The 15,186-nt window shown below is 71.0% G+C and carries 9 protein-coding genes; 8 read left to right on the top strand and 1 reads right to left on the bottom strand.

Translation table 11 applies throughout. From position 1 onward, the window contains the following. Positions 1 to 12 precede the first annotated feature (12 nt). Entirely contained in the window at positions 13 to 2,238 is a 2,226-nt protein-coding gene (locus SSP29_RS49465) for a DUF8189 domain-containing protein (RefSeq protein ID WP_089107591.1), read from the bottom strand. Positions 2,239 to 2,402: 164 nt separating this feature from the next. Here SSP29_RS49465 and SSP29_RS49460 point away from each other — a divergent pair, with 164 nt between their 5' ends. The 8 genes from SSP29_RS49460 (at position 2,403) to SSP29_RS49425 (ending at position 15,168) form a co-directional block, all read left to right on the top strand. Further along, complete coding sequence (locus SSP29_RS49460; protein ID WP_089107590.1) at positions 2,403 to 6,038, top strand: discoidin domain-containing protein; 3,636 nt, start codon at positions 2,403 to 2,405, stop codon at positions 6,036 to 6,038. 231 nt (positions 6,039 to 6,269) lie between these two features. Then, positions 6,270 to 6,890 carry a hypothetical protein gene (locus SSP29_RS49455; RefSeq protein ID WP_150136470.1) on the top strand — a complete coding sequence of 207 codons (621 nt, stop codon included), beginning with the start codon at positions 6,270 to 6,272 and terminating at the stop codon, positions 6,888 to 6,890. Between the two features lie 172 nt (positions 6,891 to 7,062). After that, complete coding sequence (locus tag SSP29_RS49450) at positions 7,063 to 8,058, top strand: LacI family DNA-binding transcriptional regulator (protein ID WP_089107588.1); 996 nt, start codon at positions 7,063 to 7,065, stop codon at positions 8,056 to 8,058. A 330-nt stretch (positions 8,059 to 8,388) separates the two neighbouring features. Then, positions 8,389 to 9,918, top strand: coding sequence for an ABC transporter substrate-binding protein (locus SSP29_RS49445; RefSeq protein ID WP_089107587.1), 1,530 nt, complete (start codon positions 8,389 to 8,391; stop codon positions 9,916 to 9,918). Positions 9,919 to 10,008: 90 nt separating this feature from the next. Beyond that, positions 10,009 to 10,950 carry an ABC transporter permease gene (locus SSP29_RS49440; RefSeq protein WP_089107586.1) on the top strand — a complete coding sequence of 314 codons (942 nt, stop codon included), beginning with the start codon at positions 10,009 to 10,011 and terminating at the stop codon, positions 10,948 to 10,950. Next, positions 10,947 to 12,773: a dipeptide/oligopeptide/nickel ABC transporter permease/ATP-binding protein gene (locus SSP29_RS49435; protein WP_089107585.1), complete on the top strand. Its 1,827-nt coding sequence runs from the start codon at positions 10,947 to 10,949 to the stop codon at positions 12,771 to 12,773. The genes SSP29_RS49440 and SSP29_RS49435 overlap by 4 nt, the downstream gene beginning before the upstream one ends. Next, positions 12,770 to 13,684, top strand: coding sequence for an ATP-binding cassette domain-containing protein (locus SSP29_RS49430; protein WP_089107584.1), 915 nt, complete (start codon positions 12,770 to 12,772; stop codon positions 13,682 to 13,684). Before SSP29_RS49435 ends, SSP29_RS49430 begins: the two co-directional genes overlap by 4 nt. Then, positions 13,681 to 15,168: a glycoside hydrolase family 43 protein gene (locus SSP29_RS49425; RefSeq protein ID WP_089107583.1), complete on the top strand. Its 1,488-nt coding sequence runs from the start codon at positions 13,681 to 13,683 to the stop codon at positions 15,166 to 15,168. Before SSP29_RS49430 ends, SSP29_RS49425 begins: the two co-directional genes overlap by 4 nt. Positions 15,169 to 15,186 lie beyond the last annotated feature (18 nt).

The following is a 15,186-nucleotide window of genomic DNA, read 5'->3' as shown; positions in this document are numbered from 1 at the left end:
TGGATTCCTCGTTCACTTGAATTGGGTCCGGTACACGTGGCCGTCGACTCCGCGGAAGACCGCGTCCACGGCTCCGTCCTGGCCGGCGACCGCGCCGAGCGCTCCGTCGAACGCGGCGCTCGGGAACTCCTGCCGCTTGCTCCAGCCCTGCCAGGCGCCGTCGGCGTACCGCTGCTGCCAGAGCGTGTAGTCGGCGGCCCGCACGTACAGCAGCACCGTGTCTGCGACGGCTACCAGCGTCGGGCTGCCGCTGACGGTCCCGCCGAGGGACGTCCAGTCGGACCACTCCCCCGAGGTGTCCCGGGTCCGGGTCCACACGTCGTCCGCGGCGGTGCGTACGGCGACATGGACCCGCCCCTGCGCGTCGACGACGGCGGACGGGCGCCCGGAGACCTGCCGTCCGGCGGGCGCGCCGAGCGAGGACCAGCCGGTCGCCGGACCGCGCTGTACGACCGTGCCGTCGGCGCCGCGTGCGAACAGCGTCCAGTGGGCGGGATCGGTGAAGGCGACGGACGGCGCGTCGGTCAGCTCGCCGCCCAGGGACTGCCATCGGCCCCAGCGGCCGTCGGTGTACACCCGCCGGTAGGCCCGGGAGTCGGCGCCGCGCACGAAGACGTCGATCCGGCCGCCGGCGGAGGCGTACGCGGCGGGCTGGCCGAGGATCCTGCCCTGTGCGGGACCGCCGAGGTCCTTCGTGCTCCCGTCGGTCCTCTCGACGAGCGAGCCGTGCGGCCCCCGGAAGAACGTGGTGCCGTCGCTCGTCACGGCCGGGCTCGCCGTGGCCGTCACGCCCAGGTCCGTCCCCGGCACGGCGTCGGCGCCGGTGAGCTTGAGGAACGCGGTGCCGTGCGCGGGGACCTCGACGGTGTACGACCCGGTGTGGGTACCCCGGTCGGCACGTGCCCGCAGGTCACGGACGCGCACCGGGCCGCCGAGTCCGGTGTCGGCGAACTGCACGGTGCGCAGGGCCGGCTGGTCGGAGCGGTTGAGCAGGACGACCGCGCGCTGTCCGTCCCCGCGCAGCACCTTGCTGTACACGTCACCGACGGAATCGGTCGCGACCCGTACGCCCTGGACGGCGAGGGGGTCCTGGTCGACGGCGATGATCTCCGGGTTGCGGAGGGTTTCGAGCATCGAGTCGGACAGGGTGCGCGGGTCGGACCCCAGCATCAGCGGTGAGCCCATCTCGGCCCACATCACGAACTGGGTGGTGGACTCCTCCTGCGTGAGCTCGTACGTCCCGTCGGTCATCTTCCGCATGGGGATGAGGTAGTCGGGGTCGTTGTAGTGGCCGGGGCCCTGCGCCTCGGGGTGCCAGGCGTTGGCGTCCATGTTGCGCAGGATGTCGGGCCACTCGCCGGGGCTCGGGGTGCCCCAGGCGATGTCGGTGCCGGTGCGCCAGGAGTCGGCGATCGCCGGGGCGTAGACGTAGGTGTTGTGGGCGTCCTGCTCGGGGGTGTGCGGCAGGCCCCAGTCGTCGGTGAGCGGGTTGCAGAGGTTCAGCAGCATCTTCCGGCCGGACTTGGCGACCGCGTCGCTGAACTCCTTGTAGGCGGGCCCCGGATCGAGCTTCGCGCCGATCCCGCACAGGAAGTCGACCTTGATCGCGTCGATCTTCCAGCCCGCGAACTGCCGTGCGTCCTGGTCGTAGTACCCACGGCTGCCGAGACCGCAGCTCTTGCCGCCGTCGTAGGTGCCGGCGTCGGTGTAGATACCGGCTCGCAGGCCCCGCTTGTGGAGGTAGGAGACGAGGGCCGGGATGCCGGAGGGGAAGCGGTCCGGGTTCGCGACCAACCGGCCTTGTGCGTCCCGGGGGTTGTCGGCCTGCCAGCCGCCGTCCAGCCAGACGATGTCGTAGCCGCTGTCGCGCAGACCGCTGCTGACCAGCTTGTCGGCGACGGAGCGCACCTCCTTCTCGGTGGGCGCGCCGAGCCCGTAGTAGGTGTTCCAGCCCATGTAGGGCGTCGGTGCGAGGCCGCTGTCGTAGCCGGCGGGTGCGCCTTGGTCGACGGCCGTCTGCGCGACGGCGTCGGGGGTCACGGTGGCGGCCAGGACCACCGCGACGGCGGCCGCGAGGGCGGGCCGGGTGAAGCGGTGGTGCCGGGGTCCCGGTGCGGGCGGGTGCGAGGTCACGTACGTCTCCCAGGGGTCGGGAAGCAGGAGAACGGGACGCGGGCCGCTCTGCCGGAGCAGGCCTACGACGTCACGGCGAAGACTGTGGCCCGCGGCCGAAACCATGTCAAGAATAATTACTAATTTAATAGAAGCAGAGCGGGGGTGTGCACAGAGTCTTGACAGGTCCACCCGGCGACGGCAGTGTTCGGCAACGTTGTCAGAAGCCATGGCAACGTTGTCATCACCCTGGTGCCCGGCTCGAACTCCCCTGATCGGAGCCCTCGTCCATGTCGGATCAGTCAACTCCGCCGTCCCGCCGTGCCGTTCTCTCTGCCGGCACCACCCTGCTGGCCGGATTCGGGCTCGGCATCGGTCCGTTCGCCACCACCGCCACGGCCGGATCCGGACAGCCGCCACGAAGCTCCTCCGGCAGCGAACTCGCCGCGTACCGGCCGGTCTCGGTGTCCTCCACTGACTATGCGGCCACACCCGCGGAGTTCGCCGTGGACGGTCTCGGCACGGCCGGCGTCCGGGGCTCCGGATGGCGGGCCGCCGCCGGCGACCCGCAGTGGATCTCCGTCGACCTCCAGGCCCGGTGCCGGGTCGAGTCGCTGCGGCTCGTCTTCGAGGCGACCCTGGACGACCCGCCGTTCACCGACTCGCCCAGCGGCAGCCCGCGCAACGACACGACGGGACAGGAGATCCTGTCGAGCTGCGCGGTCGGCTTCGTCATCGAGACCTCGCGCGAGGGCGGGACCTGGACCACGGTGTACCGCACCGACTCCGGCACGGGCGGGGTCATGGAGATCACCCTGTCCGAGCCGGTGGAGGCCCGCTGGGTGCGCATGACGGTGCACAAGCGCTCCAACACCAACCCGCTGGGCCTCAACGGCCTCCAGGTGTACGGCACGTGCGACGCTCCGCGCCCCGGCGCCACCGGCTGGACGGACTGGGGCACGCGTCCCCGCTCCCCCGAACCCCTGCACGTCGCGGCGGACGGCACCGTCCCGCTGGAGTCCGGCTGGGACCTGACCCTGGACGACTGGGCCGACGGCGACGGCACCGCGCTGTCCAGGCCCTCGGTGGACACGAGCCGTTGGCTGCCGGCCACGGTGCCCGGCACCGTACTGGCCTCGCTGGTGGACCAGGGCAAGCTGCCCGACCCGGTGTCCGGCCTGCACAACCTCCGGGTCCCGGAGGCGCTTTCGCGGCACTCCTGGTGGTACCGGCGCGAGTTCCGCCTGCCCGGGGGCCTGCGCACCGGCGCCGGACGCCGGGTGTGGCTGGAGTTCGACGGGATCAACCACCGCGCCGAGGTCTGGCTCAACGGCAGCCGGGCCGGTGACCTGGCCTTCCCCTTCGCCCGTGCCGCCTTCGACGTGACGGAGCTGCTCGCCGACGGCCCGGCGCAGGCCCTCGCCGTCCGGATCACCCCGATTCCCTTCCCGGGCAGCCCCGGCGACAAGGGCCCGGCCGGGCTGGCCTTCGTGGACGCGGGCGCGAACATGATGAACCGCAACTCGCCGACGTACCTGGCCGCTTCGGGCTGGGACTGGATGCCGGCGGTCCGGGACCGGGCGGCCGGCATCTGGAACCACGTCCGGCTGCGCTCGACCGGCCCGGTGGTCCTCGGCGACCCCCGGGTGGACACCAGGCTGCCCGACCTGCCCGACACGGGTACGGCCGAGCTGACCGTCGTGGTCCCGGTGCGCAACACCGGCACCGGGTCCGCACGTGTCACCGTCACCGCCGCCTTCGGGGACGTACGGGTGTCGCAGACGGTCACCGTGCCCGCGAGCGAGACCGCCGACGCCGTCCTCACCCCGGCCGACCATCCCCGACTGCGCCTCCAGAAGCCCGAGTTGTGGTGGCCCAACGGCTACGGCGAGCCGACCCTGCACCGTCTGACCCTCACCGCCTCCGTCGGGGGCGAGGAGAGCGACCGGCGCACGACCCGCTTCGGGATACGCCAGTTCGGCTACGAGGACGAGGTCCCGCTCACCTTCCCGCCGGGCGGCAACGCGGTCGCGCAGACCGTGGACCTCACCCGGCGGACGGCACGGTACGTACGCGTCCTGTGCGGTACGCGCGCCACAGGCTGGGGCGCGTCGATGTGGAGCCTGGCGGTGCTGGACAGCTCGGCGCCGGACACCGATCTGGCCCTGCACAGGACGGCCACCGCGTCCTCCGTCGACGACCCCGGGCACGGGCCGGGCAACGCCACCGACGGCGACCCGGGCACCCGCTGGTCCTCCGCCTTCGAGGACGGCCAGTGGATCCAGGTCGACCTGGGCGGCGCCGTGCCGTTCGACCGGGTCGTCATCACCTGGGAGACGGCGTACGCGCGCACGTACACCGTCCAGGTCTCCGACGACGGCTCCGACTGGACCGACGTGCGGTCCGTCGACAACTCCACCGTGCCGCTGAAGATCAGCGTCAACGGCGTCCGGGTGTTCTGCCGCGGCGGCAACTGGGGCTGGGACGAACTGCTGCGGCGGATGCCGGCCGGACGCATGGACACCGCCGTGCGGTTGCACCGCGACATGAACTTCACGATGGTCCGCAACTGGGTGGGCAGCAGCAACCGCGAGGAGTTCTACGCCAGTTGCGACGAGCACGGGCTGCTCGTGTGGAACGACTTCCCCAACGCCTGGGCCATGGACCCGCCGGACCACCAGGCCTTCCTCGACCTCGCCCGGGACACCGTACGGCGCTACCGGATCCACCCCAGCGTGGTCGTGTGGTGCGGCGCCAACGAGGGCAACCCGCCCGGCCCGGTGGACGACGGCATGCGCACCGCGGTCCGGGAGGAGGCGCCCGGAGTCCTCTTCCAGAACAACTCCGCGGCCGGGATCGTCTCCGGCGGCGGCCCGTACGGCTGGGTCGAACCCGAGCGTTACTCCTCTCCCTCGACCTACGGCGGCGGGAGCTTCGGCTTCCACACGGAGATCGGCATGCCGGTCGTCCCGACCGCCGAGACGATGCGCCGCCTCGTCGGCGACGAGCCCGAGTGGCCCGTCGGCGGCGCCTGGTACCTCCACGACTGGAGCACCAGGGGGAACCAGGCTCCGCAGAACTACCGGGCCGCCATCGAGTCCCGCCTCGGCGCGGCGACGGACCTCGACGACTTCTGCCGCAAGGCGCAGTTCGTCAACTACGAGAACATCCGCGCCATGTTCGAGGCCTGGAACGCCCGGCTCTGGGACGACGCGAGCGGGCTGATGCTGTGGATGTCGCACCCCGCCTGGTACAGCACGGTCTGGCAGACCTACGACTACGACTTCGACGTCAACGGCGCCTACTACGGTGCCCGCAAGGCAGCCGAGCCGCTCCATGTGCAGGCCGATCCCGTCGACGGCCGGGTGATCGCCGTGAACCACACCCCGCGGCCGGTCGGCGGCGCGACCGTGACCGCTCGCCGGTACGACCTCACCGGCCGCCAGGTCGCCCCCGAGCGGAGCGCGACCGTCGACATCGCGCCGTCCGCCGCCACCACCGCGTTCACCGCGCCCGTCGAGGACGGCCTGCCGGACCTCCACCTGCTGCGGCTGCGCCTCACGGACGCGCGGGGCACGCTGCTCTCGGAGAACACGTACTGGCGCTATCGCTCCCCGGAGGCCATGCAGGCCCTGAGCCGGATGGAGCGGACCCGGATCTCCGTCGGCCCCACCCGCACCGAACGCCACACGACGACCACCCGGGTGACCAACCGGGGCCCGGCCGTCGCGGCCATGCTCCGGGTCTCCCTCCACGACGCCCGCTCCGGCGACCGCGTACTGCCGACGCTCTACAGCGACAACTACCTGTGGCTGCTCCCCGGAGAGTCACGGACCATCACCGCGACCTGGCCGGCCGACCTGCCGGTCACCCGCCCCAGCCTGCGGGTCGAGGGCTACAACGTCCCCCGCGCCACCACACCATGAGCAAGGGGGTGTGCCGGAAACCTCCCGCCGACGCGCAGGCCGCCGCGGGCGGGATCCGGTACCGGAACGCCTTGAGGGAACCGCGGCTCCGGGCAGGCTCGTGTCCTGGTGCAGACGAAAGGGAAACCGGGCGAGGTTCGCGGGGGAATCATGCAGATCATCGAGGTGACCGGGTATTCCGTCCGATCTGCTGTGATCACTATGAGGCGGACGGGGGCGCCGCTCGAGTTCGTGATCTTCCCGATGCTGCATGTGGCCTCGCCGACGTTCTACTCCCAGGTCCGCCTCAGGCTCAGGGAGTGCGACCTCATCGTCCTGGAGGGAATCCGGGGGAAGTCGGCCGGAGTGAGCGCCCTCACGCTTGCCTACCGGTTCGCCCCCCGCCGACGGCGCAACGGCCTGCAGGAACAGCGCGACGAGCTCCTGCTTCCCAAGGACGTGCCGGTCGTCAATCCGGACGTGACCGCGGCGGAGGCGATCGAGGACCTCAGGACACTGCCGCGGTGGATGTACCTGCTGCTCATGGTCGCGGCCCCGGTGATGGGCCTGGTGTTCGCGCTGCGCGGTCCGAGCGTCTTCTTCGACGAGGACCTGGCGGTCGAGGATCTGCCGTCGACACTGCGGGCGGAGATGATGGCCGACAATCCCGTGGAGCAGGCGATGACCGGCCGTCGCGACCAGCGGCTGCTCGACGCGCTCGGCGAGATCCACGCGGAGCGCGGCGAGGAGCCGATCCGGGTGGCCGTCGTCTACGGGGCCGGCCACGTCCCGGCGATCGTGTCGGGACTGTGGGATCGCTACGGGTACCGGCCCCGGGAAGCCGAATGGCTCACCGTGCTCATCCAGGCGTAGCCCGAAGGCAGTCGCCCGGTCGCAGAACCTTCGGAGCGGGAGATCCGCGAGGCGGCGGGGCGTGTCCGGGTTCTCGGACACCGACACCTCCTCACTGTTACGATTCAGTGACGCTCACCGTTGAGTCGAGCGCGCTGTATCGGCTTGTCCAAGATGTTCCCAGGAGGCTCCCATGGCGCGCAGGACCGGCCGCGTGACGGCGACCGACGTCGCCAAGGAGGCAGGAGTCTCACAGACCACGGTCAGCTATGTGCTGAACGACGTGCCGCACCAGAAGATCTCCGAGCAGACCCGGCGCAAGGTGCTGGATGCGGTGGCGAAGCTGGGCTACAAGCCGTCGGCCGCCGCACGCGCGCTCCGCCTGGGCCGCAGCGATCTGGTGCTGATGTTCCTTCCGGACGTTCCGGTCGGCGGCACTCTGACAGCCCTGGTCGAACTGCTCGGCGACGAGCTGGAGCGCCACGGCCTGAACCTCGTCACACGGCGCGAACGGCACGCCCCGCTTGAGTCGCTGTGGCGGGAACTCATGCCGGCGGCCGTGATGACGACCTTCGACGTCTCCGCCGAGGACGTGGCCAGCATGCGGGCGGCCGGAATCCACGTGGTCAGCGCCGGGATGGGCCCGACGGTCGACCCGGGCGTCCTGACCATTCCCCAGCACCTCATCGGCACCATGCAGGTCGAGCGGCTGGCGGCGACGGGGCACACGCTCATCGGCTATGCCGCCCCCGGGGATCCCCGGCTCCAGGGGTTCCTGACCCTGCGGCTCGACGGCGCCCGTGCCGCCTGTGCCGAACGCGGCCTCGAACCGCCCGTGGTACTTGAGGTGCCCCTCGACATCTCGGCCGCCGCCGCGGCGGCCGAGCACTGGCACTCGGCCGTCCCCGCCGTCACGGGAGTGTGCGCCTACAACGACGAGACGGCTTTCGCCCTCCTCGCGGGCATGCGCAGGGTGGGCCTCTCCGCCCCCGGCGACCTGGCCGTGATCGGTGTCGACAACGACAAGCTGGCGCCCTTCGCGATGCCGCCGCTGACGACGATCGACAACAACCTCGACGTCGTCGTGGGCCGCGCGGCCCGGATGATCGTCAGCGGCGTGACCGGCCGATCGCTGCCGGCGCCGCCCCAGGTGACTCCGCTGAGCCTGGTCGTACGCGAGTCGGCCTGACGCCCGCCGGCCCCGGTCGCGGGGCCTTCTTCGGGCGCGCCATGACGCCGCTCTCCCCCGAATTCCGGCTTTCCGGAAAAGAGTGACGCACGGGTCTTGTGGCCCGCCAAGGGCTGGGCTTACGTTACGCATACGTTTCACTTGTACGTATCAGTGGCTGGTTCTCACCCACCGAAAACGGTGGACAACAAACCTCCTTCGGCCAGGGACGGCTGACTGCCAAGAGCGGTCGAAGCCGCGTCAGGACCTGGTTTCCCACTACCTCCGAGGCCCTTGCGGGCGGCTCGATGCCCGACGCCGCCCGGTCATCAACTCACCAGCGGAGTACCCATGCGAAGAATCGCGCTGACGGCCGTGTCCGCGGCCCTGATGTTGTCCGCGGCCGCGTGCGGCTCGGGTTCAGGTTCCGGTTCGGGCAAGGCGGCCACCGGCGGCACCCTCACCCTGGCCCCCCTGGTCGCGGCGCAGCCGTGGGACCTGGCCGACGCCGGGCTCGGCAACAACGCGCAGTACTACCAGCCCGTATACGACTCGCTGTTCCGGCTGTCCCCGACGGCCGAGGTCAAGCCCAATCTGGCCACCAAGTGGTCGTACGACGCGGCCCGCACGGTACTCACGCTGACCCTGCGCAGCGGCGTCAAGTTCACCGACGGCACTGCCCTGGACGCGGCGGCCGTCAAGGCCAACCTGCTGCACACCAAGGGAGGCAGCAGCGAGGCGGCGGGCCAGCTCGCCAGCATCAGCGGCGTCGACGTCGTCAACGCCACCACGGTCGCGATCAAGCTCTCCGCTCCCGACCCCTCGCTGGTGCCGAACCTCGGCAACGTGGCCGGCATGATGGCCAGCCCCAAGGCCATCACCGCGGGGACCATCAAGACCACCCCGGTGGGCTCCGGCCCGTACACCCTGGACAAGTCCGCCACCACGGCGGGCAGCACGTACACCTTCGTGCGCAACGCGGGCTACTGGAACAAGTCCGCCTTCCCCTTCGACAAGATCGTCCTCAAGCCGCTGACCGACCCGACCGCCGTGCTCAACGCGCTGCGCTCGGGACAGGTCAACGGCGCGCTGCTGGCCAGTGCGAAGAACATCGCGCCGGCCAAGAGCAGCGGGCTCGACGTCACCAAGTACACCTCCGGTGACGTCGAGGGTGTCTACATCTGGGACCGCGAAGGAAAGATCGTCAAGGCGCTCGGCGACGTCCGGGTGCGCCAGGCCCTGAACTACGCCTTCGACCGTTCCACGATCGTCAGGACGGCGAAGCAGGGGCTGGGCAAGGCGACGACCCAGATCTTCAACCCGGCGGGCTCCGCCTTCGACGACTCGCTGAACTCCAAGTACTCCTACGACCCGGCGAAGGCCAAGCAGCTGCTGGCCGAGGCGGGTTACCCGAACGGCTTCTCGGTCACCGTCCCCGATGTCTCGGCGGTCTTCCCTGACCAGCAGGCCGCCATGGTCCAGCAGTTGGAGGACATCGGGATCAAGGTCAAGGTCGACAAGATCCCGGTCGCCCAGTTCATCAGCGCCCTCCTCGCGGGCAAGTACCCCCTGTCGTACATGACCCTGGCCTCCTTCCGCCCCTGGGACACCATCCAGATCGAGGTGGGCAAGAGCGCGCTGTGGAATCCGCTGCACACCGAGGACGCCAAGGTCACCGGCCTGATCACCAAGGCCCGGTCGGCCACCGGTGCCACCCAGGACGCCCTGTTCAAGGAGCTCAACACCTACCTCGTCGACCAGGCGTGGAACGCGCCCTGGGACTCCGTGCAGGCCGTCTACGCGACGACCAAGGGCGTCACCTTCACCCCGCAGACGTTCGCCGCCGTTCCTCCGATCTACAACTTCAAGCCCGTCGGCTGACCCGGGCGACAGGCCGGGCGGGGGTGGTGGCCCCGCCCCCACCCGGCCGCCGATCAACACCGGTCAGGGAAAGGCAAGGTGGAGAGACTGATGATTGTTTTCTTGGTCCGGCGCATCGCCGCCGGGCTGGTCCTGGTCCTGGTGATCGCGACCACGACCTTCGCGCTGATGGGTCTCACCGGTTCCGATCCGGTGCGCCAGATCGTGGGGCAGACCGCGACCCGGCAGCAGGTGGCCGCCAAGTCCGCCGAGCTCGGACTCGACCAGTCCTTCGTGGCCCGCTACGGGCACTGGCTCTCGGACGCGGTGCACGGCAACCTCGGCAGCTCGTGGTTCAGCGGTGAGTCCGTGACGGGTTCACTCGCCAACAAGCTGCCGGTCACGCTGTCGATCGTGCTGGCGGCGCTGCTGCTGGCGGCGGTGCTGAGCACGGTACTGGGAGTGGCCGCCGCCGTCCGCCGGGGCGCTCTGGACCAGTTGGTGCAGTTGCTCGCGGTCCTCGGGTTCGCCGTGCCCAGCTTCCTGGTCGCCCTGGTGTTCGCCGTGGTGATCGGCGTCGACCTGGGCTGGCTGCCGGCCACCGGTTATGTTCCGCTGGCGGACTCGGCGGGCGGCTGGCTGAAGTCGATCACCCTCCCGGCGTTGTCGCTCTCCGTCGGAGCGATCGCCGCCACCGCCCAGCAGGTGCGTGGCTCCATGGTCGACGTACTGCGCGCGGACTACGTACGGACCCTCCGCAGCCGTGGCATCAGCGAGCGGAGCCTGCTGTTCCGGCATGCGCTGCGCAATGCGGCACCGGCGGCTCTGACCGTGCTGGCCCTGCAGTTCATCGGGCTGGTCGGCGGCGCGGTGGTCGTCGAGAAGGTCTTCGGCCTCAACGGGATCGGCAGCCAGGCGACAACCGCCGGATCCCAGGGCGACACCCCGGTGGTCATGGGCGTCGTCGTGGTGATGGTCGCCCTCGTCGTGGTGGTGAACATCCTGATGGACCTCGCGTACGGATGGCTCAACCCGAAGGTGCGTGTCGGATGACGCTCCCTCAGCCCGAAGCAACGGCACACACGGCCGCCGTACCCGGCCGGGCGGGACTCCTGCGCCGGCTCCTGCGCAGCCCGGTGGCCGTGACCTGTCTGGTCCTCCTCGTCCTCATCTCGCTGGCCGGTCTGTTCGCGCCGCTGCTGACCGGCCAGGACCCGGCCCACACCTCGCTGACCGACAGCCTGGCCCCGATGAGCGGCAAGCACCCCCTGGGCGGTGACGGCGTCGGCCGTGACGTCCTGGCCCGGCTGCTCTACGGCACTCGTACGAGCCTGCTGGGAGCCCTGCTCGCGGTGGCCGTGGCCCTGGTGATCGGGGTTCCCGCCGGCCTGGTGGCCGGGTACTACCGCAAGTGGTTCGACGCGGTGAGCAGTTGGCTGGCGAACCTGCTGATGGCCGTACCGGCGATCATCGTGCTGCTGGTCGTGATGTCGGCGGTGGGGCAGAACACGTACATCGCCATGGCGGTCTTCGGCGTGCTGATGTCACCGGGTGTGTTCCGGCTGATCCGCGCCTCGGTGATCTCCGTTCGCGAAGAGCTGTACGTGGACGCGGCGCGGGTCTCCGGTCTGGCCGACCCGCGGATCATCCGCCGGCACATCCTGCCCGTCGTACAGGCGCCGACCGTCATCCAGGCCGCCCAGATGCTCGGCCTCGGCATCGTCATCCAGTCCGGGCTCGAATTCCTCGGCCTGGGCTCGGCGGACCAGGCGAGCTGGGGCTCCATGCTCAACGACGCCTTCGCCAACATCTACACCAGGCCGGTCCTGATGGTCTGGCCCGGAGTGGCGCTCGCGGTGACCGTCGCCGCGTTCGGTCTGCTGGGCAACGCCCTGCGGGACGCGCTGGACGGGAGTGCGGTCAAGGCGCGGAGGCCACGCGGCGCCGCCCGCAAGCGGGCCGCGGAGAAGAAGGCGCCGTCCGCCACCCACGAGACGTCCGGGGCGGACGACGCGCTGCTCGTCCTCGAAGGCCTGAAGGTCTCCTATCCGACGGCCGAGGGAGAGAAGACCGTCGTCGGCGGTGTCTCCCTGACGGTGCGCCGGGGCGAAGTCCTCGGACTCGTGGGGGAATCGGGCTCGGGCAAGAGCCAGACCGCCTTCGCCGTCCTCGGCCTGCTGCCCCGGGAGGCCCGGGTCTCCAGCGGCCGACTGGTCTTCGACGGCAAGGAGTTGGCAGGGCTCGGCCGCGCGGAGATGAACCGGTACCGCGGCCGTCGGATCGCCTACGTGCCGCAGGAGCCGATGTCCAACCTCGACCCCTCCTTCCGTATCGGCTCCCAGCTGGTCGAGCCGGTGCGCCGGCACCTCGGGCTGTCGGCGGCCGAGGCGAGGGCGAAGACCCTCGGCCTGCTGGAGCGGGTCGGCATCGCCGACCCGGAACGGGTCTTCGACTCCTATCCGCACCAGATCTCCGGCGGTATGGCGCAGCGCGTCCTCATCGCCGGCGCGGTGTCCTGCGAACCGGACCTGCTGATCGCCGACGAGCCGACCACGGCGCTCGACGTGACCGTGCAGGCCGAGGTGCTCGACCTGATCCGGTCCCTGCAGCGCGAGCGGAACATGGGCGTGATCCTGGTGACCCACGACTTCGGTGTGGTGGCCGACATCTGCGACCGCGTGACGGTGATGCAGACCGGTGCCGTGGTGGAGTCCGCCCCCGTACGGCAGTTGTTCGCCGAGCCGCGGCACCCGTACACCCGCATGCTCCTGTCGTCCACGTTGGAGGACGCCGAGCCGCGGTCCGCGCTCGGCCCCGCCGTGCCGGCGAGCGTGGCCACGAGCATGAACACCGCACGTCAGGAGGGTCCGGCATGACCGGGACACTGGACAAGGAACTCCCGGCGGAACCCCTGCTGGTCGCCGACGACGTGGTCGTGGAGTACCCGTCGAAAGGCTGGCGGAAGCCGCCGTTCCGGGTGCTGAAGGGGGTGTCGATCGCCATCGGCGCGGGCGAGACCCTCGGGCTGGTCGGCGAGTCGGGCTCGGGCAAGACCACCCTGGGCCGGGCCGTCCTCGGACTGGCTCCGGTCACCTCCGGCACCGTCCGCTACCGCGGCAAGGTCATCTCGGGCCTGGGCCGAAAGGAGCGCCGGGCGCTCAGCGACGACATCCAGGTCGTGTTCCAGGACCCGTACACCTCGCTCAACCCGGCGATGACGGTGACCGACGTCCTCAGCGAGCCGCTGAGAGTCGCGGGAACCTCGCGGACGGAGGCCGAGAAGCGGGTGAAGGACCTGCTCGACCAGGTCCGGCTGCCCGCCGACGCCGGGGAGCGGCTGCCGCGGGAGTTCTCCGGCGGCCAGCGCCAACGCATCGCCATCGCCCGGGCGTTGTCCCGGGACCCGCGGGTCGTCGTCTGCGACGAGCCGGTCAGCGCACTGGACCTGTCGACGCAGGCCCGCGTCCTGGACCTGTTCGTCGAGATCCAGGAGCGCACCGGCGTCGCCTATCTCTTCGTCACGCACGACCTCTCGGTGGTCCGGCACATCAGCCACCGGGTGGCGGTCATGTGCGGCGGGGAGATCGTCGAGACCGGGGACGCGGCGACCGTCACCACCGCGCCCGAACACCCCTACACGCAGCGGCTGTTGCTCGCCGCGCCGGTGCCGGACCCCGGTCGGCAGGCGGAGCGCCGGGCCGAGCGGCACCGTCTGGCGGCGGCCATGGCGGCCGGCACCTCCTCGAACACTTCCGTTATCGCCTCCACGTCGGGAGACCGAGCATGACCCTGCCCAACCCCGCCCTCCCCGGCTTCCACCCGGATCCCAGCATCACCCGCGTCGGCGACGACTACTACCTCGCCTGTTCGAGCTTCGAGTACCTTCCCGGCCTGCCGCTGTTCCACAGCCGCGACCTGGTGCACTGGGAGCAGATCGGCAACGTGGTGACCCGCCCGGGGCAGCTCGCGGTGGAGAAGGTCCCCACGCTCGGCGGTGCCTGGGCGCCCACCATCCGGTTCCACGACGGCCGCTTCTGGCTGGTCGTCACCGACGCGATGGGGCGCGGCAGTCTGGTCTTCACCGCCGACCGGGCGGAGGGGCCCTGGTCGGACGGCGTCGTCATGCAGGGGGTGTCCGGTATCGACCCGGACCTCGCCTGGGACTCCGACGGCACCTGTTTCGTCACCTACTCGGGTCTCCAGCTCGACGGAGACCGGGCCGGCGAGCACCTGGGCATCCAGCAGGTCCGTATGGACCTGGAGACCGGCCAGGCCCTCGAAGAACCCCGCTCGCTGTGGTCGGGTACCGGACTGATGTTCCCCGAGGCGCCGCACCTGTACGAGATCGAGGGCACCTGGTACCTCCTGATCGCCGAGGGCGGCACCGAGCGCGGGCATGCCGTGAGCATCGCCCGGGGCGCCCGTCCGGACGGCCCCTTCGAGGGCTGCCCGGCCAATCCGGTGCTCAGCGCCCGCAGCACCGCCCGCCCGGTCCAGAACACCGGTCATGCCGATCTGGTGCGCACCCCCGACGGAGGCTGGGCGCTGTTCCTGCTGGGCATGCGGCCCGGGGGCCTGACCAGGGCCTTCTCCCCCATGGGCCGGGAGACGTTCAGCACCGTGCTGGAGTGGGTCGACGGCTGGCCGGTGGTACAGCCGGTCGAGCTGACACCGCCCACCGCACCGGTCGAGCACCACGACGACTTCACCGGCGCCGAACTCGGCCCGGAATGGCTCTCGATACGGACACCGGCCGCCGACTGGTCCTCGCTCACCGAGCGGCCGGGCCACCTCGTCGTGCATGCCGACGGCTCCGCCATGGACGACCCGCGTCCGCGGTTCGTCGGCCGCCGCCAGCAGCACCGGTCGGCCGTCTTCTCGGTCCGGGTGGACAGCACCGGCGGAGTCGGCGGGCTGAGCCTGCGGATCGACGAACGCCACCACTACGACATCGAGGTGGGCGCCGGCGTCGCCCGGGCCCGCGCCCGGGTGGGCGGGCTCTGCCAGACCTGGGAGCAGCCGGTTCCCCCGGGACCGGTGACCCTGCAGATCAGGACCGAGCCGGTCAGCGGGATGGGTCTCGACGCCCTCGGCCCGGACCTGGTCCGGCTGTCCGCCGACTCCGGTACCGGACCGGTCGAGCTCGCGGTGCTGGACGGCCGCTACGTCTCCGCCGAGACCTCGGCGTCCTTCACGGGCCGTGTCGTCGGCATGTACGCCGCCGAGGGAACCGTCGCCTTCGACCGGTTCGGTTACCGGGGCGAGGACTGACGCCTTCGTCCCGTCCGA

The sequence above is a fragment of the Streptomyces hyaluromycini genome, from assembly GCF_002217755.1.
Taxonomy (GTDB): Bacteria; Actinomycetota; Actinomycetes; order Streptomycetales; family Streptomycetaceae; genus Streptomyces; species Streptomyces hyaluromycini.
Note: the sequence above shows the minus strand (reverse complement) of the source record. Positions and strands in the feature narration are given on the sequence as shown.